The organism is Streptomyces neyagawaensis, from assembly GCF_023516595.1.
In the GTDB taxonomy this organism is placed as follows: domain Bacteria; phylum Actinomycetota; class Actinomycetes; order Streptomycetales; family Streptomycetaceae; genus Streptomyces; species Streptomyces neyagawaensis.
Window position 1 is genome coordinate 187,134 of the sequence record NZ_JAMGBG010000013.1, and the last position, 24,240, is coordinate 211,373.

The 24,240-nt window shown below is 71.9% G+C and carries 23 protein-coding genes; 16 read left to right on the plus strand and 7 right to left on the minus strand.

Features of this window, described 5'->3' with window-relative positions; translation table 11 throughout:
• The first annotated feature begins 92 nt into the window (after positions 1-92).
• The 5 genes from M8J73_RS09100 to M8J73_RS09120 all read left to right on the plus strand — a co-directional run bounded on the left by M8J73_RS09100 (position 93) and on the right by M8J73_RS09120 (position 4,366).
• Positions 93-1,328, plus strand: a complete 1,236-nt coding sequence (locus M8J73_RS09100) for a cytochrome P450 (RefSeq protein ID WP_055542342.1) — start codon at positions 93-95, stop codon at positions 1,326-1,328.
• A 303-nt stretch (positions 1,329-1,631) separates the two neighbouring features.
• Positions 1,632-2,093 (plus strand): hypothetical protein, encoded by a 462-nt coding sequence (locus tag M8J73_RS09105; RefSeq protein ID WP_249828444.1) that lies wholly within the window; start codon positions 1,632-1,634, stop codon positions 2,091-2,093.
• Between the two features lie 249 nt (positions 2,094-2,342).
• Positions 2,343-2,978, plus strand: coding sequence for a hypothetical protein (locus tag M8J73_RS09110; RefSeq protein ID WP_055543308.1), 636 nt, complete (start codon positions 2,343-2,345; stop codon positions 2,976-2,978).
• A gap of 67 nt (positions 2,979-3,045) precedes the next feature.
• On the plus strand, positions 3,046-3,921 hold the full coding sequence (locus M8J73_RS09115; RefSeq protein ID WP_055543307.1) for a glycine betaine ABC transporter substrate-binding protein: 876 nt from the start codon (positions 3,046-3,048) through the stop codon (positions 3,919-3,921).
• Between the two features lie 79 nt (positions 3,922-4,000).
• Positions 4,001-4,366 (plus strand): hypothetical protein, encoded by a 366-nt coding sequence (locus M8J73_RS09120; RefSeq protein WP_249828445.1) that lies wholly within the window; start codon positions 4,001-4,003, stop codon positions 4,364-4,366.
• A 26-nt stretch (positions 4,367-4,392) separates the two neighbouring features.
• Here the strand turns inward: M8J73_RS09120 and M8J73_RS09125 are convergent, their stop codons facing one another.
• The gene (locus M8J73_RS09125; RefSeq protein WP_372503920.1) at positions 4,393-6,426 is read right to left on the minus strand and encodes a bifunctional glycosyltransferase 87/phosphatase PAP2 family protein; all 2,034 of its coding nucleotides are present in this window, start codon (positions 6,424-6,426) and stop codon (positions 4,393-4,395) included.
• A 452-nt stretch (positions 6,427-6,878) separates the two neighbouring features.
• Between M8J73_RS09125 and M8J73_RS09130 the strand changes: the two genes are divergently transcribed.
• Both M8J73_RS09130 and M8J73_RS09135 read left to right on the plus strand, forming a co-directional pair.
• The gene (locus tag M8J73_RS09130) at positions 6,879-8,159 is read left to right on the plus strand and encodes a DUF2330 domain-containing protein (RefSeq protein WP_055542672.1); all 1,281 of its coding nucleotides are present in this window, start codon (positions 6,879-6,881) and stop codon (positions 8,157-8,159) included.
• A gap of 152 nt (positions 8,160-8,311) precedes the next feature.
• Positions 8,312-8,983 carry an O-methyltransferase gene (locus tag M8J73_RS09135; RefSeq protein WP_249828447.1) on the plus strand — a complete coding sequence of 224 codons (672 nt, stop codon included), beginning with the start codon at positions 8,312-8,314 and terminating at the stop codon, positions 8,981-8,983.
• Positions 8,984-9,065: 82 nt separating this feature from the next.
• On the opposite strand, the gene M8J73_RS09140 is transcribed toward M8J73_RS09135, so the two are convergent.
• A complete protein-coding gene (locus M8J73_RS09140; RefSeq protein ID WP_055542506.1) occupies positions 9,066-9,461 on the minus strand; it encodes a hypothetical protein in 396 nt (131 codons plus the stop codon).
• Positions 9,462-9,579: 118 nt separating this feature from the next.
• Between M8J73_RS09140 and M8J73_RS09145 the strand changes: the two genes are divergently transcribed.
• Entirely contained in the window at positions 9,580-9,984 is a 405-nt protein-coding gene (locus M8J73_RS09145; protein WP_055542505.1) for a DnaJ family domain-containing protein, read from the plus strand.
• A gap of 114 nt (positions 9,985-10,098) precedes the next feature.
• Here M8J73_RS09145 and M8J73_RS09150 read toward each other — a convergent pair whose 3' ends face one another.
• Together M8J73_RS09150 and M8J73_RS09155 are read right to left on the minus strand one after the other, a co-directional pair.
• The gene (locus M8J73_RS09150; RefSeq protein WP_063799324.1) at positions 10,099-10,737 is read right to left on the minus strand and encodes a hypothetical protein; all 639 of its coding nucleotides are present in this window, start codon (positions 10,735-10,737) and stop codon (positions 10,099-10,101) included.
• A 5-nt stretch (positions 10,738-10,742) separates the two neighbouring features.
• Complete coding sequence (locus M8J73_RS09155; protein ID WP_055542504.1) at positions 10,743-11,468, minus strand: hypothetical protein; 726 nt, start codon at positions 11,466-11,468, stop codon at positions 10,743-10,745.
• A gap of 474 nt (positions 11,469-11,942) precedes the next feature.
• Between M8J73_RS09155 and M8J73_RS09160 the strand changes: the two genes are divergently transcribed.
• Positions 11,943-12,473 carry a GNAT family N-acetyltransferase gene (locus tag M8J73_RS09160; RefSeq protein WP_249828448.1) on the plus strand — a complete coding sequence of 177 codons (531 nt, stop codon included), beginning with the start codon at positions 11,943-11,945 and terminating at the stop codon, positions 12,471-12,473.
• On the opposite strand, the gene M8J73_RS09165 is transcribed toward M8J73_RS09160, so the two are convergent.
• A complete protein-coding gene (locus M8J73_RS09165; RefSeq protein WP_055541396.1) occupies positions 12,430-14,619 on the minus strand; it encodes an MDR family MFS transporter in 2,190 nt (729 codons plus the stop codon). The genes M8J73_RS09160 and M8J73_RS09165 overlap by 44 nt on opposite strands.
• A 251-nt stretch (positions 14,620-14,870) precedes the next feature.
• Here M8J73_RS09165 and M8J73_RS09170 point away from each other — a divergent pair, with 251 nt between their 5' ends.
• The 3 genes from M8J73_RS09170 (at position 14,871) to M8J73_RS09180 (ending at position 16,956) form a co-directional block, all read left to right on the plus strand.
• Positions 14,871-15,872, plus strand: coding sequence for a peptidoglycan-binding domain-containing protein (locus M8J73_RS09170; protein WP_055541397.1), 1,002 nt, complete (start codon positions 14,871-14,873; stop codon positions 15,870-15,872).
• Between the two features lie 552 nt (positions 15,873-16,424).
• The gene (locus M8J73_RS09175) at positions 16,425-16,766 is read left to right on the plus strand and encodes an antibiotic biosynthesis monooxygenase family protein (RefSeq protein WP_055541398.1); all 342 of its coding nucleotides are present in this window, start codon (positions 16,425-16,427) and stop codon (positions 16,764-16,766) included.
• Positions 16,767-16,815: 49 nt separating this feature from the next.
• On the plus strand, positions 16,816-16,956 hold the full coding sequence (locus M8J73_RS09180) for a hypothetical protein (protein ID WP_157873281.1): 141 nt from the start codon (positions 16,816-16,818) through the stop codon (positions 16,954-16,956).
• Here M8J73_RS09180 and M8J73_RS09185 read toward each other — a convergent pair.
• On the minus strand, positions 16,953-17,618 hold the full coding sequence (locus M8J73_RS09185) for an HAD family hydrolase (RefSeq protein WP_055541399.1): 666 nt from the start codon (positions 17,616-17,618) through the stop codon (positions 16,953-16,955). The genes M8J73_RS09180 and M8J73_RS09185 overlap by 4 nt on opposite strands.
• A 167-nt stretch (positions 17,619-17,785) precedes the next feature.
• Complete coding sequence (locus M8J73_RS09190; protein ID WP_055541400.1) at positions 17,786-18,367, minus strand: TMEM165/GDT1 family protein; 582 nt, start codon at positions 18,365-18,367, stop codon at positions 17,786-17,788.
• A 619-nt stretch (positions 18,368-18,986) separates the two neighbouring features.
• On the opposite strand from M8J73_RS09190, the gene M8J73_RS09195 reads away from it, so the two are divergent.
• From M8J73_RS09195 to M8J73_RS09210, 4 genes are all read left to right on the plus strand, one after another.
• Positions 18,987-19,631, plus strand: a complete 645-nt coding sequence (locus tag M8J73_RS09195) for an HNH endonuclease family protein (RefSeq protein ID WP_055538907.1) — start codon at positions 18,987-18,989, stop codon at positions 19,629-19,631.
• 144 nt (positions 19,632-19,775) lie between these two features.
• A complete protein-coding gene (locus tag M8J73_RS09200) occupies positions 19,776-21,416 on the plus strand; it encodes an alkaline phosphatase D family protein (protein WP_055538908.1) in 1,641 nt (546 codons plus the stop codon).
• A gap of 167 nt (positions 21,417-21,583) precedes the next feature.
• Positions 21,584-23,668 carry an FAD/NAD(P)-binding protein gene (locus tag M8J73_RS09205; RefSeq protein ID WP_055538909.1) on the plus strand — a complete coding sequence of 695 codons (2,085 nt, stop codon included), beginning with the start codon at positions 21,584-21,586 and terminating at the stop codon, positions 23,666-23,668.
• Positions 23,669-23,751: 83 nt separating this feature from the next.
• Positions 23,752-24,204 carry a DoxX family protein gene (locus M8J73_RS09210; protein WP_055538910.1) on the plus strand — a complete coding sequence of 151 codons (453 nt, stop codon included), beginning with the start codon at positions 23,752-23,754 and terminating at the stop codon, positions 24,202-24,204.
• Positions 24,205-24,240: the final 36 nt, after the last annotated feature.

Sequence of the window (24,240 nt, forward strand, 5' to 3'; positions counted from 1 at the left end):
TAGAACGCGTTACTACGGTCACGGCGACCCGGATAACTGATGGACCGTCAGGGACGGTCCGTCGGAGACCGTCTGAGCGACGGGAGTCGACCATGCCCTGTCCAGCGCTGCCCGACGGGTTCGACCTCACCGACCCGGATCTGCTCCACCACCGTGTCCCCCTCCCCGAGTTCGCCGAGCTGCGCCGCACGGAACCGGTCCACTGGGTCCCGCAGGCGCCGGGCCTCGCGGGCTTCGGCGACGAGGGCTACTGGGCCGTGACCCGGCACGCGGACGTCAAGTACGTCTCCACCCACCCCGAGTTGTACTCGTCGTTCCTGAACACGGCGATCATCCGGTTCAACGAGCACATCGAGCGGGACGCCATCGACGCGCAGCGGCTGATCCTGCTGAACATGGACCCTCCGGAGCACACCCGGGTACGGCAGATCGTCCAGCGGGTGTTCACCCCGCGGGCGATCCGCGCCCTGGAGGACAACCTGCGCGAGAGGGCCCACGCCATCGCGCGCGAGGCGCTCGCCCAGCCCGGCCCCTTCGACTTCGTCACCCAGGTCGCCTGCGAACTGCCCCTCCAGGCCATAGCGGAGCTGATCGGCATCCCGCAGGACGACCGGGCGAAGATCTTCGAGTGGTCGAACCGGATGATCTCGTACGACGACCCGGAGTACGCCATCACCGAAGAGGTCGGCCAGGAGTCGGCCACCGAACTCATCGCGTACGCGATGAACATGGCCGCCGACCGCAAGCAGTGCCCGGCGAAGGACATCGTGAGCACGCTGGTCGCCGCCGAGGACGAGGGGAGCCTCGCCTCGGACGAGTTCGGGTTCTTCGTGCTGATGCTGGCGGTCGCGGGCAACGAGACCACCCGCAACGCCATCACCCACGGCATGCACGCCTTCCTCACCCACCCCGACCAGTGGGACCTGTTCAAGCGGGAGCGTCCGGCGACGGCCGCCGAGGAGATCGTCCGCTGGGCCACGCCCGTCAACTCCTTCCAGCGGACCGCCACCCAGGACACCGAACTCGGCGGCAAGCGGATCAGGAAGGGCGACCGCGTCGGCATCTTCTACGCCTCCGCCAACCACGACCCCGAGGTGTTCGAGAACCCCGACGCCTTCGACATCACCCGCGACCCGAACCCCCACCTGGGCTTCGGCGGCGGCGGCCCGCACTTCTGCCTCGGCAAGTCCCTGGCGGTGCTGGAGATCGACCTCATCTTCAACGCGGTCGCCGACGCCCTGCCGAACCTGCGGCTCGTCGGCGACCCGGACCGGCTGCGCTCGGCCTGGATCAACGGGGTCAAACACCTCCAGGTCAGCGCGGGCTGACACCCCGGCCCCCGACTCGGGCCGACGGCCTCCCGGCGCCGTCGGCCCGTTCCCCGCGCCCGCGCGTCCCAACGGCGTCCCAGAGGCCCCCCGTTCGCGCAGGTCAGCGGGGGTGGGACGGTCCCACCGTCCCGGCGCGGCGGCCGCTGTTGCCGGGGGTTCCCGGCTGCCTGAATCTGTGGACGTCGCCGCCGCCGTCGGAACGACACGGACGACGGCGCGCCTCATTCACCGGGGGCCCGGCCCTGTCCAGCACGGCGCCGGCTCCCACCCGTTCATGTGTCACACACCGAAGGAACCCTCGTGAACAAGTCCCGCATGGGCCGCGCGATCGCGGCCTCGGCCGTGCTGATCGGCAGCGGCGCCATCGTCTTCGTCCCCGCGTCGGCGGCCTCGGCCACCGAGGACGACTGCGACGGCATCGCCGTCATCGGCCGCTTCCGGGCCGTCGAGTCCGGTGCCTCGTTCGACTTCCGGGGCCGCCGCGTCGAGCTGCAGAACGAGTCGGCGCTCGACCGCTACAGCCGCGCGGAGATCAAGTCCGGCCGCCAGTCCGGCGACCGGCTGTGGGTCGACCGCAGCTTCCGCTCGTTCCCCGACTTCAAGGGCATCGTCAGCGACCAGAACGCCAAGCGCGACGGCTGGAAGATGTGCGGCCCCTACACCGGCAGCCGCACCCAGTCCGTCTACAACTCCAACTACGCCGCCCGCGCCTGCGGGGAGTTCGACGGCATCACCAAGTGCGGTAAGTGGTACGTGGACTGACCCACCCCCACGACGGGGCACCCCACCGGCGCCCCACGCCGTGACCGCACCCCGCAAGGCCGCCCCCCGTCCCCCGAGGACGGGCGGCGGCCTTGTCGCGTACCGGGACTCGCTGCCGACCACGATTCCTCCCCCGAACTGTGAACCGCCTCCGATGCCTTTCTGACCGGACTCTGAGGGAGGACTGAAAACATACGGCGCAGTCGGCGGACATCCCCCAAAACTCCGCCCCTCCTCATGGAGCAATCAATGGCATTCGCGCACCGCGGAAACGGTTCGACTCGGCGTTTCCGCACTGCCGGGACCCTCGCAGCTCTGACCATGGGTGCCTCCCTGCTCGCGGCCCCCCAGGCATTCGCCGCCGGCCCCACCCAGGCCGAACTCCTCAAGGCGTGCGACTGGGCCAGCCTCTGCAACTTCCACCCGCAGAGCTACTGGGGCTACACCGGCCCGAAACACCAGGTGGGAAGCACCGCCTACAACTGCGGCACCAACACCAACCAGCACCGCATCGACTGGTCGGACACCACCACCGCCGCCAACACCGTCGGTGTCTCCGTCTCGGCGTCGTACAAGTTCTCGCTGGTCTTCGAGGCCTCCGTCGAGACCAGCTACAGCCACACCTGGGAGAACTCCCACACGGACACCGAGTCCAACACCATCAACATCTCGCCGCGCAGTGTCGGCTGGCTGGAACGCGGCACCTCGAAGCAGCAGGCAAAGGGCTGGTGGGAGATCCAGTTCAAGAACAAGTACTACGACCACTACGTCTGGTACATCTACGACTTCCAGCAGTCCGGCTTCAACAAGGACAACCCGAGCTACGGATACGTCAACTTCAAGGACCGGAAGATGACCTCCGCCGAAATCGGCGCGCACTGCTGAACGGGCGGCACGGCTCGTCGTAGGAATGATCATGCGTGATGCGAGGAATTCTTCCGTGATATCAAGAATGCACAGAATTCATTCCCCGCTCGGAATGCTCGCCCTCGCGGTCTGCTCGCTCCTGCTGCTCTCCGGCTGCGCCGGCGGGCCGGCCGGCGGCAGCCGCGCCGGCCACGCGGAGCGCGAGCCGGCCGTGATCGGCACCGACGGCTCCGCCGAGAGCCGGGTCGTCGCGGCGATCTACCGCGAACTCCTCGCGGCCGCCGGGCAGAAGGCGCGGACCTCGGACACCGCGTACGTGTCCCCCGCCCACACCGCCCAGGCCGTGGTGGACGGGGAGATCAGCATCGCGCCCGCCTACGAGAGCACCATGCTGCGCGCCCTGCCGGGCGGCCAGACCCTGCCCGGCAACATGGAGGCGACGCTGAGCATGGCGCTGCCTCCCGGGATCGTCGCCCTGCCTGCGGCCGCGGCGCAGCGCGGGCTGGTCGTCGCGGTCACCGAGGCCACCGCCGACCGGTACGGGCTGCTCGGCCTCGACGACCTCGGAGCGGTGAAGGACCGTCTGACCCTCGGCGGCCCCGCCTCCGGTGATCCCGGCGCCCCGTCCGCCGCCTCCGTGAAGAAGGCGTACGGCGTCACCCTCGCCCCGGCGGGGACCTCACGGACGGCGGACGTGCTGGTGCTGCGCAGCAGCGACCCCGCGCTCGCCCGCGGCGGACTGGTCGTCCTCGGCGACCCCGAGTCCGTCGTCCCGCCCGAGCATGTCTTCCCGCTCATCAGCGCACCCGCCGTGGACGCCACCGGCAGGGCGGCCCTCGCCCGCGTCAACGACCTCTTGACAACAGGTCAGTTGGCCACGCTCGCCGCCTCGGTCGAGGCGGGCGGGGCTCCCGGAAAGGCGGCCAGGACCTGGCTGCGCGCCCAGGGCCTGCTGCGCTGATCCCCCCGTCCTCCCCCCTCGTCCCTCCTCATCCCCGCTCACTCAGAGCTCCCGCTCACTCAGAAATGGTGGTCCTCCCATGCGCAGCCTCAAGCGCAAGTTCGCTGCGGCGGCACTCGTCGCGGGCACCGTCCTCGGCACGCTGGCGATCCCGGGCACGGCCTTCGCCGGCACCAAGAACGTCCAGCTCCGGATCTGCAGCGGCTCGAACGAGACCGTGAAGTTCTTCTTCGTCGGCGAGAACCAGTTCGGCGACTGGGTCGGCTCCCGGTTCTGGGAGATCGCGCCGAAGGGCTGCACCACGGCCGAGGGCTACTGGTGGGTGGCCGGCCGCTCGGTGGAGTTCCACCACCGCAAGCCCAGCACGGGCTGGCGGTGGGAGCCCCGGCTCATCTCCGCGAACGACACCAGGGACGGCGCCACGTACGACCTGTGGATCGGCTGACGGTCAGCCGCCGCCGGAGCTGACGGTCAGCCACGGACGGGGTCCCGTGGGCCGCTTGTGGCGGTCTGCGGGGCCCCGTCGTCCGTCTTCCCGTCGTCCTCGTCCGTGCCCGGTGCCACCCGCGGTCCCGTCAGGAGGTGGGTGAGGGCGAAGCCCGCGCCGACGACGGCCGCGCCGCCGACCGCGTCGAGGACCCAGTGGTTGCCGGTCGCGACGATCGCCGCGACCGTGAACGTCGGGTGCAGCAGACCGAGGGCCTTCATCCACCACCGGGGGGCCACGATCGCGATGGTCAGCCCGCACCACAGGGACCAGCCGAAGTGCAGCGAGGGCATCGCCGCGTACTGGTTGGCCAGCTGGGTCAGCGTGCCGTAGTCCGGCTTGGAGAAGTCCTGGACGCCGTGGATCGTGTCGATGATGCCGAGGCCCGGCATCAGCCGGGGAGGCGCCAGCGGGTAGAAGAAGAACCCGACGAGCGCGAGGAGCGTGGTGAAGCCGAGGGCCGTACGGGCCCAGCGGTAGTCGGCGGGGCGGCGCCAGTACAGGATGCCGAGGACGGTCAGCGGTGCCACGAAGTGGAACGACGTGTAGTAGAAGTCGAAGAAGGTCCGCGGCCAGCCGACCTGGACCACCGCGTGGTTGACCCAGTGCTCGATGTCGATGAACAGCGCCTTCTCGATCCCGAGGATCTGCCGGGCGTGCTCCTCGGCGACGGCACGGCTGCCGGCCGCCTCCAGCCGGGTGCGCTGGTAGGCGGCGTACGTGACGCGGATCAGCAGCAGTTCGAGCAGCAGGTTGGGGCGGGTGGCGACCCGGCGCAGCAGCGGCGCCCAGCTGAAGCGGGTCTGTGCCTTCGGCGCGTACACGGTCGGAATCGGGTGCCGGTAGTACTCCGAGGTGCGGGACAGGAACGGCACCACCAGCGCCGAGGCGAGCGCCGCCAACAGGACGACGTTGTCCCGCGCCGGGTGCAGGACACCGACGTTCGGCACCATCATCTTCGCGGGCAGCGTCATCACCAGGACGACGGCGACCGGCCACACGTACCGCGCGGAGGCCTTCTTGCCGACCCGGCCGACCGCCGCCAGCAGCACCCACAGCAGCTGGTGCTTCCAGGACGTCGGCGAGACGGCGACCACGACGCAGCCGGTGATGGCGACGGCGAGCAGCAACTGCCCGTCGCGGGCGTAGTGGATGGCGCGGCGCATGCCGAACACGGCGACGGCCGTGGCCAGCGTGAAGAAGACCGCGATCTCCAGCGGGCCTTCGAGGCCGAGCCGCAGCAGCGCCCCGTGCAGCGACTGGTTGGCGAGGTCGTCCGCCCGGCCGCCCAGGCCCACACCCGCCAGATGGTGCACCCAGTAGGCGTACGAGTCGTGCGGCATCACCGCCCAGGCGAGAGCGGTGGCGCCGGCGAAGGTGCCACCGGTGCTCGCGGCGGCCCGGCGGCGGCCGGTGAACCACAGCAGCGGCACGAACAGCAACAGGGCCGGCTGGAAGGCCGCGGCGACCCCTATGAAGACACCGCTGGCGCGCTCACCGCGTACCGCGAAGCAGCCCGCGAGGACGAGCAGCACGGGGATGATGCTGGTCTGGCCCAGGTAGAGGGTGTTGCGGACCGGCAGCGACAGCATCAGCAGGGTGACCGCGACGGGCGCCGCCAGCAGGGCTGTTCGACGGGTGACGGGCTGCGGCAGGGCGCGGGCGGCGACCAGACCGAGGGCGACGACCAGTAACAGCGTGCCGAAGGTCCAGCCCCAGCCGAGGGCCTGTTCGGCCGCACGGGTGAGGGGCTTGAGGACGAGTCCGCCGAACGGGGTACCCGTGAACCGCGTCGAGTCGTACAGCGAGCCCGTGACGTGCAGAACTCCGTCGGGTCCGACCCAGGTCTCCAGGTCCGTCAGCCGCTCACTCCTGGGCGTGTGCAGGACGACCGCGACCTGCCGCACCGCCAGGACCGCCGCGATCAGCCACAGCACGGCGCACACCGTCCCCCAACGGGCCGCCGCCCCACCCGTGCCAACGGCACCGCCCGGCCCGCCCTGTTCCGCGTTCGCCACGCCCTGTCGTCCCTCCCGTCCCGTTCGCCGTCCCATGGAAAGGCCTCGCACCGCCCTAGGGTCTGTCGTTTGGATCACGCCTGGGCCGTGGGGCTTGGCACGCACATCTGCGGCGTTGTCGTCGGTTGCCAACGCTCCGCGTTGACGCCCTCCTCCGCCTTGCAGCTGCACGCACCTAGCCCCACTCACCGGCAGCCATCAAGGTGCCGTGACCCGAAGCCGGCATGATCCAAACGACAGACCCTGGTGGTGAGACACCGGCAACTTCGGCGTCACCCTCCGGCCGCCCGTGTTTCGTCCGGAAGACGATAGTCCGCTCTGGGCCGTGGAAGGGCTCAAGGGCACGACGGGGATCACGGATGCACATCGCGGCCGGGGTTGTGACCGGCCACGGACAATCACCTGGGAGCATGGGCCCTTGCACGGACGCACGGAGGGAAGGGCGACGGGGGATGGCACGGGGCACGAACGGCTTCGTACAGGGGCGCACACGCCCGGCACGCGGGACGCGGGGACGGCTGACGGTCCTCGTCCTGGCGCTGCTCGGTTTCCAGTTGGCGTCGCTGGTGGCCCCGGCGTACGCCTGCGGGTGCGGGGCGATGGTGCCGGACGGGCAGCGCAGTGTGTATGTGAACCGTGAGACGTCCGTGGTGCGCTGGGACGGCCGCGAGGAGCAGATCGTGATGCGTCTGACGGTCGCCGGGGACGCCCGGACGGCCGCGTGGATCATGCCGGTGCCGAACCGGGCGACAGTGGAGCTGGGGGATGCGGCCCTCTTCGACCGGCTCGCCGAGGAGACGGCGCCCGAGTACCGCGAACGGGAGTACTTCTGGCCGCGGTCGAGCGACTGGCCGTTCGACAGGTTCGAGGAGGACGGCTCGGCGGGAGCGGCGCCCGGCGACGGCGCGGTGGACGTCGTCGGCCGGGAGCGGCTCGGCCCGTTCGACGTGGCCCGGCTGACCGCGACGGACTCCGGGGCCCTCGGCGACTGGCTCGACGACAACGGCTTCGCGCTGCCCGACCGCCTGGAGACCGCGCTGGAGCCGTACGTCCGCCAGAAATGGGAGTACGTGGCGATCAAGCTGGCGCCGGAGGAGGCGGCCGGGGACGTCCCGCTCGGGGGCACCCTCGACCCGCTGCACCTCACCTTCGCCAGCGACGCTCCGGTGTACCCGATGCGGCTGTCGAAGCTCGCCACCACCCCGCAGGCCCTCGACCTGTACGTCCTCGCCGGGCACCGGATGGAGCCGGGCTCGTCGATCGGCGGGGAGGAGCCGCAGGTCACCTTCGCGGGCCGGATCGGCGCGCCCGGCGGTCCGCTCGGCGAGCTCGCCGCCGGCGGCACGGACTTCCTGACCGCCGTCGAGCAGAACTTCCCTCAGCCGTCGCGGATCTCCGGCGATCACACGCTCCGGCGGACGGCGGCCGACGACCCCTATCGAAAGGTCATCTACGTGGACGAGATGTGGACCGTGGGCGGCATCCCCGGCTGGCTGTTCACCTTCGGGCTCGGCATCGCCGTGCTCGCGATCAAGGCGGTGGCCGTCGTGATCGTGCTCCGCCGCAACGCCCGCAAGCAGCCGCCGCTGCCCCCGATGGCGCCGGGCCCGTGGGTCCCGCCGGGCGGCCCGCACGCCGGGTACCCGCACGGCGCGCCCGTGCCGCCGGGCGCTCCGGTGCCGCCGGGCGCTCCCACGCCGCCGACGGACCACAAGCCGGGTCCGGGCGTCTGAACCTGTCCGGGCGTCTGAACCTGTCCGGGCGCCCGAGTTCGAACGGCCGAAACACGCACGCGAAACGCCTGACAGCGAAGGGACCTGCGCCTACCATTCGTTAGCGCAACTAGTTAGCCGATCTAACTAGCTATCGGAAAGGGCGCAGGTCCATGAGCAGCTCGCAGACGTGGGACGACGTCGACACCTACTTCACGACCCACCTCTCCCCCGACGACGCGGCCCTGGAGGCCGCTTTGCGCGACAGCGAGGCCAACGAGCTCCCGCACATCAACGTCGCCCCCAACCAGGGCAAGCTGCTCCAGCTCCTCGCCCGCGTCCAGGGCGCCCGCCGCATCCTGGAGATCGGCACGCTCGGCGGCTACAGCACGATCTGGCTGGCCCGCGCGCTGCCCGCCGACGGCAGGCTGATCTCCCTGGAGTACAGCCCCGAGTACGCGGAGGTCGCCTGCCGCAACATCGCGCGCGCCGGGCTGGACCCCCTCGTCGAGGTACGGGTCGGCGCGGCCCTGGACTCGCTGCCCAAGCTGGCCGACGAGAACCCCGAACCGTTCGACCTGGTCTTCATCGACGCCGACAAGGCCAACAACCCGCACTACGTGGAGTGGGCGCTGCGCCTGACCCGCGCCGGCAGCCTGATCATCGTCGACAACGTCGTACGGGGCGGCCGCGTCGCCGACGCCGACAGCACCGAACCGGACGTCGTCGGCACCCGCGCCGCCATCGAACTCATCGCCACCCACCCGAAACTGGACGGCACCGCCATCCAGACCGTCGGCACCAAGGGCTACGACGGGTTCGCGCTGGCCCGGGTCGTGGACTGAGCGGACCGAGGACCGAGTGGACCGAGTGGACTGAACCGAGGACGGCGGGGCCGGGGCCGGGGCGCCGCCCTCGGGGGCGGTCTCAGAGCTCGTGGTAGAAGCCCACGTTCACGCTGCGCGGGCCCGTGCGGTCGACGATGACGAGCTCGCCGGAGCCGTTGTGCGGGAGCTTCGCGGTGCCGCCGTACGGCAGCGGCTGCGGCGGGTGGCCCTGGAGGACCAGGCGCACCTCGGAGGAGGGCTCGGCGTGCGTACCGCGCAGCCAGGTCACCTGCCAGGTGCCGTCGGGGCCGCAGAGGAACTCCAGGTGCACACGGGAGACGAACAGCCAGTCGTCCGGGGTCGCGAGACGGCACACCGCCCGGTCCCGGCCCACCCGGAGCACGGCGCCCGGCTCGCTGGGCGCGTCGGCCATCTGCATGCCGGCCGTCGCCCCGGCGTCCGCCTCGGACACCGAGGCCATGGTGAGTTCGAGCACGTACCGCTCCTAACGGGTCAAACTCCGATTGTCGCTGGACACGGCGCGCTCGACGCACCGCCGCCGCATGATAAATCGCCGGATCGTCCGCTTGTGCGGGGTCCGGCACAATGGACGTATGACCGAGCGAAAGCCACCGGGTGTCAGCTTCGAGTCCTTCGTCGACAAACAGATCCGCGACGCGGAGGAGCGCGGCGATTTCTCCCACCTCCCCGGAGCGGGACGACCGCTCGACGGGGACGACACGACGTACGACGAACTGTGGTGGATCAGGCGGAAGATGGCCCGTGAGGGGCTGTCGGTGCTGCCGCCCGCGCTGGAGTTGCGCAAGGAGGCGGAGGACGCCCTTGCCGCCGCGGCACGGGCCCCGTCCGAGCGGGCCGTGCGGAAGATCATCACCGATGTGAACACGAAGATCCGCGCCATGATGTTCCGCCCGCCGCCGGGACCGCCGCTGGGTCTGAAGCCGTACGACGTCGAGGCGATCGTCGAGGAGTGGCGGGCCGCTCGGCAGAACCGCTGACGTCATCGGGGCCCGTCATCGGGCGCGGGCAGGCGGCCGCGCACGCGGGAGGCCGCGTCCCCGGGCACGACCGGGGACGCGGCCTCGTACAGGGGCTCCGCTTCAGGGGCGCCGCTACAGACGGAGCAGTCGTTCGGTCAGTTCGCGGTAGTCGCGCAGGGCCAGCCTCAGTTGCTCCGTGTCGGAGGAGGAGGCGCGCTCCTCGTCCGCCGTCTGCCAGCTGGAGCGCAGCGTGCGGCGCCGCTGATTGATCGCGTCGGTGAAGCGGGAGGCCGCCTCCTGGAGGACCTGGTCGGCCTCCTCCACAGCGGTCCGGGGCCCGTCGACGAAGCCGCCGACCGCGTGCTGCAACCGCAGACTGAGCTTGTCGGTCTCCTCGTGCGGCAGCAAATGCCCGGCGGATCCGGTGGCCCGGCCTCCCGAACGGCCCTCGGTAAGCCCTTCGGTGCGGCCCTCGACCGTGCCCTCGCCCTCATGGCCCGCCACGAGCGGTGCCCGGGTGTCCTGGGAGCCGGTGGCGCCCATGGTGTCGTTGGGGCCGGCGGTGTGGGCGGGCCCGGTCGTGTGGGTGGAACCAGTGGCACCCATGGTGTCGTTGGGACCGGTGGTGCGGTTGGGGTCCACGGCGCCCTTGGTGATGTCGGAGCCGCTGGTTCCGGTGGCGGCCGTGGTGTAGGCGGTGCCGGTGGCCGCGGGGCGCTGCTCGCGTCGCCCTCGGGTGTTGCCGTCACCTGTCGTCGTGTTCTCGGTCATCCCCCTCAACTCCCCTTCGCATGACGCCTGGTCAGACCCCACGGCAGATGGTGTCGGCCGTCGGAGCGAGCGGCGGCGGTGGTCGTGTGGCGGCGGTCGTCCGCCGTACGGTCGGTTTCCGTCCCCGCCGCACGGTCGGCCCGCGTGTCGCGGCGACCGGGCGCCACCAGGTCCTCGAACAGGGCGCGGCCCTCGATCATGGCCTCGCGCAGTTCCTCGGTGCCGGCGCCCGAACGGCCGTCGGCGGCGGTGACGGTGTCCGGGGAACCGCCCTGCGCCGCACGGTGCAGCCGGCGGTAGCCGTGGACATGGTGGCCGTGGTGGACGGAGAGCGCCTCCAACTGGATCTCGTAGCGGCCCCCGTCGGGGAAGCCGCGCGCACCGGCCAGGTCGGCGATCAGCCGGTCCGCCTCGACGACCGCCTCGCGCGGCGAGTCGACGAAGCGTTCCTGGGCGGCGGCCCAGCGGGCCTCGTACCGTTCGCGCTCCGCGCTCGGCAGCGGCCGGCGCTCCAGGGAGCCGTGCCGCTTCACGCGCTCGGCGAGTTCACGGGCGGCGGCCCGCTCGTCGCCGTCATGGCGGGCCACGGTCCGGTCGTACTCGGGCCCGAAACGCCGCTTCAGCGATCCGCCGCCGTTCGAGGCGCCGCGGGCGCGCAGGGTCAGGACGGCCGCGAGAACGACCACGACCGCCACGATCACGATCAAAGCGATGATCACGCCTGTGGACATGAGTGCCTTCCAGGTTCGTCGGCCCAGGGCTTCTCGGCTCGGCGGGCCGTCTCTCGCACCGGGTTGCCCGAACCGTTTCGTTCAAACGGCGACGACGGGCCACCGGAAGGCACGACGGCACCCGGCGCGGCCCCCGGGGCGCCTGAAGTGGCCCCAGGGAGACCGTCGTTGCCCCCGGCCCGGAACAGCGCCCACCACCGCCGGTGCGAACCAGGACGGCACCCCCGCCGCTGCCGATGCCGGAGCGGACGGCTCCTGTCGACCGACTCTCGCGCAGGGCCGGCACGGCGCCCACCACCGCCGGTACGGACCAAGACGGCACCCCCGCCGCTGCCGGACCGGCACGACCCCCGCCGCTGCCGGCGCCGCAACGGACGGCTCCTGTCGACCGGCGCCCGCCCGCCCCTCGAAGCCCGCCCCCGCCGCGCGAAACCCACTCGCGTCCGCCTCCCCCGATCGCCGACAATCCCCGCCATGGCCTCCACGACGACCGCCTGGTCCATAGCCCCCGAACCGTTCGACTCGCCCGTCGCGGCCGCGCTCTGGCGGGCGTACTACACAGAGGTCAGCGACCGCTGGTACCTGCTGCACGAGGGCCGCGCCACCGACCCCGACGAGCTGGAGCGGGAGATCGCGGCGAACACCGGGGACCGGCTCGCGCCGCCGTACGGGGTGCTGCTGGTGGCGCGGTACGCCGGCGAACCGGCCGGCACGGCGGGCATCCGGATGGTGGACGCGACCACGGCGGAACTGAAGCGGGTCTTCCTCCGCACGGACGCCCGCGGCAGGGGCGGCGCCGCGCTGCTCGTGACGGCGGCCGAGGACCAGGCCCGGCGCCTCGGCGCGGAGCGGATCGTGCTCGACACCCGCGCCGACCTCGTCGAGGCCCGCGCCCTGTACGCACGGCTCGGCTACGAGGAGAGCGAGCCGCACAACGACGACCCGTACGCGGACCACTGGTTCACGAAGAGACTGGCGCGGCAGGCGGCTGCGACGAGCGGGTGACCGGCCGGTCGTCGTGCGGGCGCTCGGCGTCCGAGCCGCACATCTCGTCGGTGAGCTCCTCGACCAGACGGACCAGATCGGTCGGCCGGTCGGGCCCCCACCAGTCGCCCAGCAGCTCCGCCAGGGACTCCTCACGGGCCTTGGCGAGCCGATCGGCGGCCGCGCGGCCCGTGCCGGTCAGCACGAGGTCGACCCCCTCACGGCGGGCGAGCCGGCGCTCCTCGACCTGCCGCGAGGCGGCCATGACCACATCCAGCGGCACGGTGCTGTGGTCGGCGAGCTCGGCGGGTTCGACCCAGCCGTACCGCCGGATCCGCAGCAGCAGCCAGCTCGCGGCGGGCAGCAGGTCGTAACCGGCCCGCGCGGTGATCGTCCGGTAGATCTCCCGCCGGCCCTCCCGCGACCCGAGCAGGGACAGCGCCCGGCACACCTCGTCGTACGACGACCGCTCGACGGGGTTGCTGGCGAAGGTCTCCGTGCCGTCGGGGGCCGTCACCGAGGCGCGCAGCCGGTCCTCGCGCAGGAACCAGGCGAGGACGAAGCCGAGGAGGGCGACGGGGGCCGCGTAGACGAAGACGTCGGTGATGGCCTCGGCGTAGGCGTCGAGGGCTGCGGGACGTAGCGAGGACGGCAGCTCGGCGATCTCCCTCGGGTCCGCCTTCAGCCCGTCCACGCTGACGCCGGCCGGCAGCCGGGCACCGGCGAGGGCGCTCGCCAGCTTGTCCCCGAGGTGCCCCGCGAAGACCGTGCCGAAGACGGCCACCCCGAACGCGGCGCCGATGGACCGGAAGAAGGTCGCGCCGGAGGTGGCGACGCCCAGGTCCTCGTACGGGACGGCGTTCTGCACGATCAGCACGAGCACCTGCATGACCAGGCCGAGCCCGAGCCCGAAGACGAAGAGGTACGCGCTCATCTCGCCGTCGCCGCTGTGCGCGTCCAGCTGGTGCAGGAGCAGCAGGCCGAGCGTCGTCACCGCGGTCCCGGCGACGGGGAACACCTTCCAGCGGCCCGTACGGCTGACGATCTGCCCGGACACCGTCGACGACAGCAGGAGGCCGAACACCATCGGCAGCATGTGCACACCGGACATGGTCGGTGACACACCGCGCACGACCTGGAGGAACGTCGGCAGGAAGGTCATCGCCCCGAACATCGCGAAGCCGATGATGAAGCTGATCACGGCGGAGAGGGTGAAGGTGCGGACGCGGAAGAGCTTCAGGGGCAGCACGGGTTCGGCCGCCCTCCGCTCCACGGCCACGAAGACCACGGCGAGCGCCACGCCCAGCACGGCGAGACCGACGATCTGCGGCGAGCCCCAGTCCCAGGTCGTACCGCCGAGGGAGGCGACGAGGACCAGACAGGTGGCGACGGAGGCGATGAGGAAGGTGCCGAGGTAGTCGATGACGTGCCGCTCGGCCTTGCGGGGGACGTGCAGGACGGCGGCGATCACGATCAGCGCGACCGCGCCGACCGGCAGATTGACGTAGAACACCCAGCGCCAGCTCAGATGCTCGGTGAACAGCCCGCCGAGCAGCGGCCCGAGCACACTGGTGGCACCGAACACCGCCCCGAACAGCCCCTGGTAGCGCCCCCGTTCACGCGGCGGGACGAGATCCCCGACGATCGCCATCGACAGGACCATCAACCCGCCGCCGCCCAGGCCCTGGAGCGCCCGGAACCCGATCAACTGGGGCATGTCCTGCGCCATTCCGCACAGCGCCGACCCCACGAGGAAGATCCCGATCGCCGTCTGGAACAGCCGCTTGCGGCCGTACTGGTCGCCGAGCTTCCCCCACAGCGGGGTCGCCGCCGTCGCGGCCAGCAGGTACGCGGTCACGACCCACGACAGATGGTCCAGCCCGCCGAGATCGCTCACGATCGTCGGCAGCGCCGTCGACACGATCGTCTGGTCCAGCGCGGCCAGCAGCATCCCGAGCAGCAGGGCGCCGATGGACACCATGACCCCACCGCCCACGTGCTCGGCGGGGCCCGCGGCCCGACGACGGCCGCCGGACGGATCCGCCGGGCCAGGCGAACCGGCGGTACCCAGGGAGGTCACGCCCTCCGCCGGATCTCCCGCCGGAACTCCCGCCGTGTGCCCCGTCGCGCGGCCGCCCCCGTCGTCGTGGGCGGTGTCGTCGGTCATGCGGACCTCCCGAGGGCCTCCGAGGGCCTCGTACGGCGTCCCCGGTTACCTCATTCCTCCGGTGTTCATTCCATCGTGGGCGGTGTGACCGGTTATGGCCTGTCGAACCGCTGCGGCGCATGTCACTCCTGTGACGATCGGGAGGTTGTGTGACGACGGTTTGCATAAACTCGGGAGTCTTCGCGGGGGAGGGACCACACGTGAGTGAACCGAACAGCCACATATGCCCGGAGTGCTTCGCTCCCCGGGCCATGGACGGAAGCCCGTCCTGCGGCTGTGGCCGCCGCGCCGCCGAGGCACTCCTGGAAACCCGCACGGCCGAGGCCGCGGCAGCCGAGGACTTCGACCCGCTGCGCATCCGCCCGTACGTGGAACTGGGCGACGCCGGGGACGACCACGGACAGCGGAACGACACGGGCCCCCTCAGGGACCGGGGGCACGCACGCGGCCCCGGACACGCCGAGCCCGCCGAGGCGGCGACGAAGCGGCTGGCGGCCTTCCGGGCCCCGCGCACGACCCCACCGGCCGACGACCACACCCGACCGCTCACGGTCCCACCACCCGCTTCCTCCTCCGGCCGCTCCTCGACGCCGGCACGCCCCCGCTCCGCCGGCCGTCGCCGCCGTACGGGGCTGATCGTCGCGCTCGGGGGCACGGCGGCGGCCGGGGTGATGGCGGCGGCCGGCCTCATGAGCGGCCTGTTCTCCTACGAGGCGCCCGAGCGGAACGGGGCACTCCCGGACGACGTGCGGGCGAGCGCGCCGGACACCACGGTGGACGGCGACAAGACGCCGGTGCGGACACCCGAGGAGGCCACCGAGGGCGGGGCGCCCGCACCGGCCCCGCCGCCGGGCGGCGCCGGACGGGCGAAGCCCTCCGGGAGCCCGTCCCCCTCCCCCTCGAAGTCGTCCGCGTCACCGTCGGCGTCCCCGTCACCCAGCCCCAGCAAGGCGTCGCCCAGCGCCCGAGCCTCGGACAAGTCGACGGCCGACGACGCGAACAAGGGGGACAGTCGGCTGGAGGCCCCGAAGACGCTCCGCCTCGGCGACAAGGACCCCGAGGTCACCGAACTCCAGCTCCGGCTGCGCCAGTTGGGCCTCTACAACGGTGACATCGACCAGAACTTCGACCGCGAGGTCGAACAGGCCGTCATCGACTACCAGACGACACGCGCCGTCTCGAAGGACGACGAGCCCGGCGTCTACGGCCTCGCGACCCGAACCCGCCTGGAAGCGGAGACCGAGGAACCCTGACCAGGTTCGCCTCAACCGGGGGACCCGCCGCCCTCCCGACACCCCGCCCGGCACGACGGCCGACCGGCAACGTCACGGTGGGCGGCAACAGTTTGCCGCACGACAGCCGACCCCCTGCGGGACGAGCAGCGCTTTTCCGCAGCCGGGACGGGCAACACACAGGCTGCGGCGGGGCGTTCGGCGTCCCGAAACCGGGTCGACGAGGCCGACGCCGTCACCTCACTCGTCCTGTCCGGTGACCGCATCGGCATCCTCACCACCGACGGCACCACCGAAGGCACGGAATTCGTGAAGCAGGGCGGCCTCCACGCCAAGTGGGGTCTGCAGAACTTCACCTTCCCGCGACAAGGGCGACAAGGGCATGAACGGCTGACAGTCGCCACGCCGGTGTCCTCGACAGCGAGGGCACCGGCGTGGTGCGCCGCCCGTCACCCGGGCGGCGAGTCATCGGGACGGGTCGACGTCCGGGGCCCGGCCCGCGATGTAGGAGACTGCTCGCACGTCGTCCAGGTCCAGGCGCCAGCCCGGCGCCCTCTTGCTCAGAGGTGTCATGTGCCCAGCGTGGTAAAGATCAACGTCCTCACCGTCCCCGTGGAGCAGCGCGAGGTGCTGGAGAAGCGGTTCGCCTCTCGTGCCGGGGTGGTGGAGAGTTCCGACGGGTTCGAGTGGTTCGAGCTGCTGCGCCCCGTCGACGGCACCGACAACTACCTCGTGTACACCCGGTGGCGCGACGAGGCGTCGTTCGAGGCGTGGATGGAGGGCCCGATGAAGCAGGCCCACCAGGGCGGCGGCGACCAGCCCCCGGCCGACCGCCCCAAGCCGGCCGCGTCCGCCTCCACCGTCTGGTCCTTCGAGGTGGTCCAGCAGACGGGCCCGAAGAACACCGGAGCCTGACAGCCACCGCCCCGCGCCCCGCCCGGGGCGCAACGGCCACCACCGGCCGATGGCCCGGCGGTCGCTCCAGGCGATGGCCCGGCGGTCGCTCCAGGCGATGGCGCGACGGTCGGTCCAGGCGGTGGCCCGGCGGTCGGTCCAGGCGATGGCGCGACGGTCGCTCCAGGCGGTGGCCCGGCGGTCGCTCTAGCCGATGTGCAGCCGGACCAGCCCGTCGTCGCCCGTCTCGACCCGTACCGATCGCAGGTCGGGGACCACGACGTCCGGCCCGTGGGCGGCCGCGCGCGAGCCGATGCCGACGACGCGCATGCCGGCGGCGTGGCCCGCCTGGATGCCCGCCTCGGAGTCCTCGAAGACGACGCAGTCCTCGGGGGCGATACCCAGTTCGGCGGCGCCCTTCAGGAAGCCCTCGGGGTCGGGCTTGCTCGCGCCGACGGACTCGGCGGTGACCCGGACGCCGGGCAGGGTCAGTCCGGCGGCGGTCATCCGCGCGGTGGAGAGGGGAACGTTCGCGGAGGTCACCAGTGCGTGCGGCACTCCGTCGGCGGTGAGGGAGGCGAGGAACTCCGGCGCGCCGGGGATCGGGACGACCCCGTCCACGTCGGCCGTCTCCTCCTCCAGCATCCGCGCGTTGTCCGCGTAGTTCTGCTCCATGGGCCGGTCCGGCAGGAGTACGGCCATCGTGGCGTACCCCTGGCGTCCGTGGACCACCCGCATGACCTCGGTGCCGTCGAGCCCGTTCCGCTCGGCCCAGCGCCGCCAGACCCGCTCGACCGCGGCGTCCGAGTTGACGAGGGTGCCGTCCATGTCGAGCAGGAAGGCGCGGGCGGTCAGAACGGTCGTGGCCGGCATCGGCAAGCTCCAGGGCGCGGGAACGCGGGAAGGGGCCGGATGTCCGGAGACGGCGGTACGGCCCCGTGAAGGACAAGGCGGCCCCGCCCGCCGGTCAGGGAATGCGGGCGGGAGCCACTTTGTTCCTCCACGGTACAAAACAACGGGGTCGACCGCCACCCCCTCCGTCATCCCGTCACGGCTTCCCACAAACTCCACACACCGAGCCCCGTCATCAGCACGGCCGCGATCTGCGTGATCAGCTTCAGCGGCACCTTCTTCATCAGCGCCCGGCCGCCGACGATTCCCAGCCCGGCCACGGCCCACAGCGCGAGGACCGCCCCGAGGCCCACGGAGAGCGGGTCGTCGTACCGCGCCGCGAGGTTCGCCGTCATGATCTGGGTCAGATCACCGAACTCGGCGACGAGGATGAGCATGAAACCCGCGCCGGAGACCTTCCAGAAACTCTGGTTCTCGGGGCTGCGGACCTCCTCCTCGTCCTCGTCCTTCTTCATCAGCAGCACCGCCGCGCCACCGAGGAACAGCACGCCGGTCAGCGCGTGCACGATCTGCTGGGGCAGCAGGGTGAGGACGCTGCCCGCGGCGACCGCCAGCGCGACGTGCACGGCGAAGGCCGCGGCGACGCCCGCGAAGACGTACGAGGCGCGGTAACGGGTGCCGAGGACGAGGCCGGCGAGCGCGGTCTTGTCGGGGAGCTCGGCGAGGAAGACGACGCCGAAGACGAGCGCCGTGACACTGAAGCTGATCAAGGGTCCTCAATCGGTCGGGCTGCCCCACCGAGAGAAACCGTCCACTGACGCGACACCTCGGCACGGCAGCACACGGTCACCCGTGCGGGGTCGCACGGGTGTGCACTGCTTGCCGAAGGTCTCGCTGGCGGGCCCCTTGTCGATGGACCCGCTCCGGGCGCCGGCTCAGACGAGCTGAGCAGTATGTCGACGGTCCGGCGAAGAGCTACTCCCCTTCTGCGCGGCCAATGGTACGCGACGCGGTGCGGGGGCTTCGGGGGCCGCCTTTCGGGTGCGGGTGGGCGGGGGCTTGTCGCGCCCACGCGGCAGAGCCGCATGTGTCACGCCCCGCGCCGGAACGGGCCTGCGGCCCGCCCTTCATCCTGAAAAGCACGGGGCGCAGCCCCGGTCGCTTTTCAGGGGCGCGGGGAACTGCGCGAGAAACCACGACGCACCCGCACCCGCCAACAACAGGCGCACCCCCGAGCTGGAAGGCGCCCCCGCATCAATCCCGGCCCAACCCCTTGTTGTGTCATGCGCACGTCATTAACTTCTCACCCGACGCTCATCCGCCGGTAACGCACCACCGCGACCCTTCAATCGCTCGCGCCCCAACCCCCCGGCCCCACAAGGAGTTCCCATGCGCAGGTTCTACGCGCGTCGACGGCTCAGCATACTCACCGCGCTCAGCGGACTCATAGCCTCCGCCGCGCTCTTCAACGCCCCGACCGCCTCCGCCGCCCTGCCCACCCCGGTCAGCGGCGCCACCGCCCGCAGCTACCTCGCCAGCCTCACCGTGGCCACCGAGGACCGCACCGGCTACAGCCGGGACCTGTTCAACCACTGGATCACCATCAGCGGCAGCTGCAACACCCGCGAGACGGTCCTCAAGCGGGACGGCTCGAACGTCGTCACCGACTCCGCCTGCGCCTCCACCAGCGGCAGCTGGTACTCCCCGTACGACGGCGCCACCTGGACCGCCGCCTCCGACCTGGACATCGACCACCTCGTGCCGCTGGCCGAGGCGTGGGACTCCGGGGCCGACAACTGGAGCAGCTCGCTGCGGCAGCAGTTCGCCAACGACCTGACCCGCCCGCAGCTCATCGCCGTCACGGACAACGTGAACCAGGCCAAGGGCGACCAGGACCCCGCCACCTGGATGCCGTCGCGCACCGCGTACCGCTGCACGTACGTCCGCGCCTGGGTCCAGGTGAAGTACTACTACGACCTGTCGGTGGACTCCGCCGAGAAGAGCGCCCTCACCGGCTACCTCGCGAACTGCTGACATACCCGACGCGCTCGAGGTGACCCGGAACCTCCCCGGCCTCCCCCGTCGTTCCGTACCGTACGGGGCGACGGAGGAGGGTGGCCCGCAGGGACACAGGCGTCCCCAGGGGCCTCCGACCAGAGAGGGAGCGGGTGATCGCCGATGGCGGAGCTGCGCCTTGGCCCACTGCTGAGATACGTGGACGGTTCGACCGCGACCGTCTGGGTCGAGACGAGCCGCCCCTGCACGGCCGAGGTGCGCTGCGCCGGCGGCGGGGGCGGCACGGCCCGCACCTTCCAGATCGCCGGCCATCACTACGCGCTGGTGCCGGTGACGGGCCTGACCCCGGGCACGGTGTCGTCGTACGAGGTCCTCCTCGACGACTCCCCGGTCTGGCCCCTGCCCGACTCCCGTTTCCCGCCCTCCGAGATCCACACCCCGGTCGGCGGCGACCCGGTCCGCGTCGCCTTCGGTTCCTGCCGCTGGGCCGCGCCGCCCCACGGCGACCCCGACCCGGTGGGCCCGGACGCCCTGGACGCGCTGGCCTCCCGTATCGCCGCCGGCGACGAGCGCCCCGACGTCCTGCTGCTCCTCGGCGACCAGGTCTACGCGGACGAGACCTCCAAGGCCACCCGCGCCTACCTCGCCTCCCGCCGCGACCTGCGGGAACCGCCGGGCGCCCAGGTCGCGGACTACGAGGAGTACACCCACCTCTACTACGAGTCCTGGCTCGACCCGGGCATCCGCTGGCTGCTGTCCACCGTGCCCACCTGCATGATCTTCGACGATCACGACGTCATCGACGACTGGAACACCAGCGCCTCCTGGCTCGCCGACATGCGGAACACCCCCTGGTGGCAGGAGCGCATCCTGAGCGGGCTGATGTCGTACTGGGTCCACCAGCACCTCGGGAACCTCACCCCCGCCGAACTGGCCGCCGACCCGGTCCACGCAGCCGTACGCGCCGTCCCGGACGGTACGGACATCCTGCGCGCGCACGCCACCGAGGCGGACCGGGACCCGGCCTCGGTCCGCTGGAGCTACCGGCGGGACTTCGGGCGCGTCCGCGTGCTGATGCTCGACAGCCGGGCCGCGCGGGTCCTCGACGAGGCGAACCGGTCGATGCTGGACCCGGGCGAGGCCGCCTGGCTGCGGGAGCAGGCGCTGGACGACCCCGGCTCGTGCGACCACCTCCTCATCGGCACCTCGCTGCCCTGGCTGCTGCCGCACCTGGTGCACGGGGCCGAGGCGTGGAACGCGGCGCTGTGCCAGGGCGTGCGCGGGGAGCGCTGGGCGCGGTTCGGGGAGAAGGTGCGGCGGGCGGCGGATCTGGAGCACTGGGCCGCGTTCCCGGAATCCTTCGAGGAGCTGACCGCGCTGACGGCCGAGGCCGGCTCGGGGGACGGCGCCCCGGCGACCGTCCTGGTGCTCTCCGGGGACGTGCACCACGCCTACATCGCCCAGCCGTCCTGGCCCGCCGACGCCCCCGCCGTTCCGGACGCCCGCGTCCTCCAGCTCACCTGCTCCCCGGTCCACAACTCCGTCCCACTGTCCATGAAACTGGGCTTCCACTTCGGCTGGAGCCGGAAGGGCCGGGCGATCGGCCGGTGGCTCGGACGGCACGGGCGGAGCCGGCGGCCGTCCATCGACTGGCACAAGGCGGGCGGCCCCTGGTTCGGCAACCAGCTCATGACCCTGACCCTGCGCGGCCGTTCGGCCCGGCTGCGGTTCGAGCAGGCACGGGCCCGACGGGGCGGGAAGGCCCGTCTGGAGACGGTCACGGAGTCGGCACTCACACCCTGAATACCGCCATTGGACACGGTTGCCACCCCTGTTGTCCGGGATGCGCGTGAGGCATCCCACACCCGGTGCCCTGAAGGGTTTCAGTGCTCCGTTCGCGTGCCGTCCGGCGGCATGATGAGGCGGACCGTCCGCTTCCTGTCGGGCGGTCCGCCGCACCGCGCCCCACGATGCGCCCCACATGCACGGGAGTTCCCCCCTTGTCCGAGTTGCCAGGGATCAGTGACATCGGCGTCGCTCTCGTCGGCGCCGGCCCCCGCGGCACCAGCGTCCTGGAACGGCTCTGCGCCTCAGCACCCGAACTGCTGCGCCCCGGGATCCGGTTGACCGTCCATGTCGTCGACCCGGCCCCGCCTGGCCCCGGCCAGGTGTGGCGCACCGCCCAGTCCCCGCGGCTGCTGATGAACACCGTGGCCTCGCAGGTCACCCTGTTCACCGACGAGAGCGTGGACTGCTCGGGTCCGATACGTCCGGGGCCGAGCCTTTACGAGTGGGCCGCCGGCCGGGCCGACCCCGGCGGCCCGCCCGCGCCCGGCCCCGACGACTATCCGACCCGCGCCCAGTACGGCCGTTACCTGGAGTGGGTCTTCGCCGAGGTGGTGCGGGGCGCGCCGCCCGCGCTCCGGATCCGGACGCACCGGACCCGCGCGGTCGGCCTCGACGACGCGCCCGACGGCAGCCAGCGCCTCACCCTCGCCACCGGTCACGTCCTCACCGACCTCGCCGCCGTGGTCCTCGCCCAGGGCCATCTGCCCACGGTCCCGGACGAGGAGGAGCGCCGTACGACCGCGTACGCCGCCCGGCACGGTCTGCGCCACCTCCCGCCCGCCAACCCGGCCGACCTCGACCTCTCCTCCCTCGCCCCCGGCGAACCCGTCCTCCTGCGCGGACTCGGCCTCAACTTCTTCGACCACATGGCCCTGCTGACAACGGGCCGCGGCGGCCGCTTCGTGTACGACCGGGACGAGGACGTGCGGGACGACGAGCAGGACGACGTGCGGGACGAGGACGAGCTGGGGCCGGGCGCCCGGCGGGCCCGGTCGCCGCGCTACCTCCCCTCGGGCCGTGAGCCCCGCCTCTACGCCGGCTCCCGGCGCGGAGTGCCCTACCAGGCGCGCGGCGACAACGCCAAAGGCCCCTACGGCCGCCATGTGCCGCTGGTCCTGACCCCCGAGGTGATCGCCGGCTTCCGCAAGCGCGCCGACTCCGGGGAGGCACCGGATTTCCTCGCGGAGATATGGCCGTTGGTGGCGAAGGAGGTGGAGACGGTCTACTACGAGGCGCTGAGGCGACGCCTGGGCGAGGAGGCGACGGGTGAACAGACTGCGGGCGAGCAGGCTTCCGGCGAGCGGACCGCGGGCGACGACACCTTCCGTGAGCGGTTCCTGGCCGCTCCGCACCGCAGCCGCCAAGAGGCCGCCGTCCTCGACGAGTTCGGGGTGCCCGAGCGTGACCGCTGGTCCTGGGAGCGCGTCTCGCGCCCTTACGCGGGGCTCGCGTTCCCGGATGCGGGGGCCTGGCGGGCCTGGCTGCTCGCCCACCTCCGCGAGGATGCCGCGCGGGCCGCGCTCGGCAATGTGGCGGGCCCGGAGAAGGCCGCGCTGGACGTGCTGCGGGACCTGCGCAACGAGCTGCGGCTGATCGTGGACCACGGCGGACTGACCGGCGACTCCCGCCGGGAGCACCTGGACCGCTGGTACACCCCCCTGAACGCCTTCCTCTCCATCGGCCCGCCCCGCAGCCGTATCGAGGAGATGACCGCGCTGATCGAGGCGGGCGTCCTGACGGTCCTCGGCCCCGGCCTGGAGGTACGGCAGGACGACGGGGGCTGGCTCGCCCACTCCCCCGAGGTGCCGGGCTCCGACGTCCGGGTCACCACGCTCATCGAGGCACGGCTGCCCGAACCGGACGTGCGCCGGACGGCCGACGAACTGCTCGCCCGGCTGCTGCGGGAGGGCGCGTGCCGCCCGCACCGGGTGGACGGGCACGAGACGGGCGGGCTGGACGTGACATCCCGCCCGTATCACCTGATAGACCGTCATGGGGTGCCGCACGAGAGGCGGTTCGCTCTCGGCGTGCCGACGGAGGGGGTGCACTGGGTGACCGCCGCGGGAGCCCGACCTGGCGTGGATTCGGTCACTCTTTCGGACGCGGATGCGGTGGCACGAGCCGTTCTACGCGCGGTAACGGGGGGAAAATCCGACCAAGCGGAGGTAAGGACCTGGCCAGATGTTGAACTTGTAACTATCGAGTAGCAGTGCATAACTGGAGTGACCCGCCGGTAATCCCGTCCCCACCGGTCCCTCCGGACCGGGTGATACCGAAGGAGTCACCCCCCATGACCGGACGCCTCAACAGCGCCCAGCCATACGTCCTCGGGTTGTTCCGCATCGTCGTCGGACTGCTGTTCACCTGCCACGGCGCCAAGAGCCTCTTCGGCGTCCTCGGCGGCGTCGACGGCCAGGGCGGAACCGCCGCCACCGGATCCTGGCCGGGCTGGTACGCGGCCGTCATCGAACTCGTCGGCGGCAGCCTGGTCCTCCTCGGCCTCGGCACCCGCTTCGCCGCGTTCATCGCCTCGGGCGCCATGGCCTACGCGTACTTCAAGGTCCACCAGCCAGAGGCCCTGTGGCCCGTACAGAACAACGGCGAGCTCTCGGCCCTCTACTGCTGGGCCATGTTCCTCCTGATCTTCACCGGCTCCGGCGCGCTCGGCCTGGACAGGTTCATCGCCAAGCGCTCGACGGCCCAGAACGGGGAGGCGAGCAAGCGGGAGCCGGTGGCGGCCTGACCGACACCGACTCCGAGGCCGACACCGATACGGACA

Excerpts from the sequence above, each read along its gene's own strand:
- M8J73_RS09100 (WP_055542342.1), top strand. The coding sequence starts at position 93 with ATGCCCTGTCCAGCGCTGCCCGACGGGTTCGACCTCACCGACCCGGAT.
- M8J73_RS09110 (WP_055543308.1), top strand. The coding sequence starts at position 2,343 with ATGGCATTCGCGCACCGCGGAAACGGTTCGACTCGGCGTTTCCGCACT.
- M8J73_RS09115 (WP_055543307.1), top strand. The coding sequence starts at position 3,046 with ATGCACAGAATTCATTCCCCGCTCGGAATGCTCGCCCTCGCGGTCTGC.
- M8J73_RS09120 (WP_249828445.1), top strand. The coding sequence starts at position 4,001 with ATGCGCAGCCTCAAGCGCAAGTTCGCTGCGGCGGCACTCGTCGCGGGC.
- M8J73_RS09130 (WP_055542672.1), top strand. The coding sequence starts at position 6,879 with ATGGCACGGGGCACGAACGGCTTCGTACAGGGGCGCACACGCCCGGCA.
- M8J73_RS09135 (WP_249828447.1), top strand. The coding sequence starts at position 8,312 with ATGAGCAGCTCGCAGACGTGGGACGACGTCGACACCTACTTCACGACC.
- M8J73_RS09145 (WP_055542505.1), top strand. The coding sequence starts at position 9,580 with ATGACCGAGCGAAAGCCACCGGGTGTCAGCTTCGAGTCCTTCGTCGAC.
- M8J73_RS09150 (WP_063799324.1), bottom strand. The coding sequence starts at position 10,737 with ATGACCGAGAACACGACGACAGGTGACGGCAACACCCGAGGGCGACGC.
- M8J73_RS09155 (WP_055542504.1), bottom strand. The coding sequence starts at position 11,468 with ATGTCCACAGGCGTGATCATCGCTTTGATCGTGATCGTGGCGGTCGTG.
- M8J73_RS09160 (WP_249828448.1), top strand. The coding sequence starts at position 11,943 with ATGGCCTCCACGACGACCGCCTGGTCCATAGCCCCCGAACCGTTCGAC.
- M8J73_RS09165 (WP_055541396.1), bottom strand. The coding sequence starts at position 14,619 with ATGACCGACGACACCGCCCACGACGACGGGGGCGGCCGCGCGACGGGG.
- M8J73_RS09170 (WP_055541397.1), top strand. The coding sequence starts at position 14,871 with ATGGACGGAAGCCCGTCCTGCGGCTGTGGCCGCCGCGCCGCCGAGGCA.
- M8J73_RS09180 (WP_157873281.1), top strand. The coding sequence starts at position 16,816 with ATGGCCCGGCGGTCGCTCCAGGCGATGGCCCGGCGGTCGCTCCAGGCG.
- M8J73_RS09185 (WP_055541399.1), bottom strand. The coding sequence starts at position 17,618 with ATGCCGGCCACGACCGTTCTGACCGCCCGCGCCTTCCTGCTCGACATG.
- M8J73_RS09195 (WP_055538907.1), top strand. The coding sequence starts at position 18,987 with ATGCGCAGGTTCTACGCGCGTCGACGGCTCAGCATACTCACCGCGCTC.
- M8J73_RS09200 (WP_055538908.1), top strand. The coding sequence starts at position 19,776 with ATGGCGGAGCTGCGCCTTGGCCCACTGCTGAGATACGTGGACGGTTCG.
- M8J73_RS09205 (WP_055538909.1), top strand. The coding sequence starts at position 21,584 with ATGCGCCCCACATGCACGGGAGTTCCCCCCTTGTCCGAGTTGCCAGGG.
- M8J73_RS09210 (WP_055538910.1), top strand. The coding sequence starts at position 23,752 with ATGACCGGACGCCTCAACAGCGCCCAGCCATACGTCCTCGGGTTGTTC.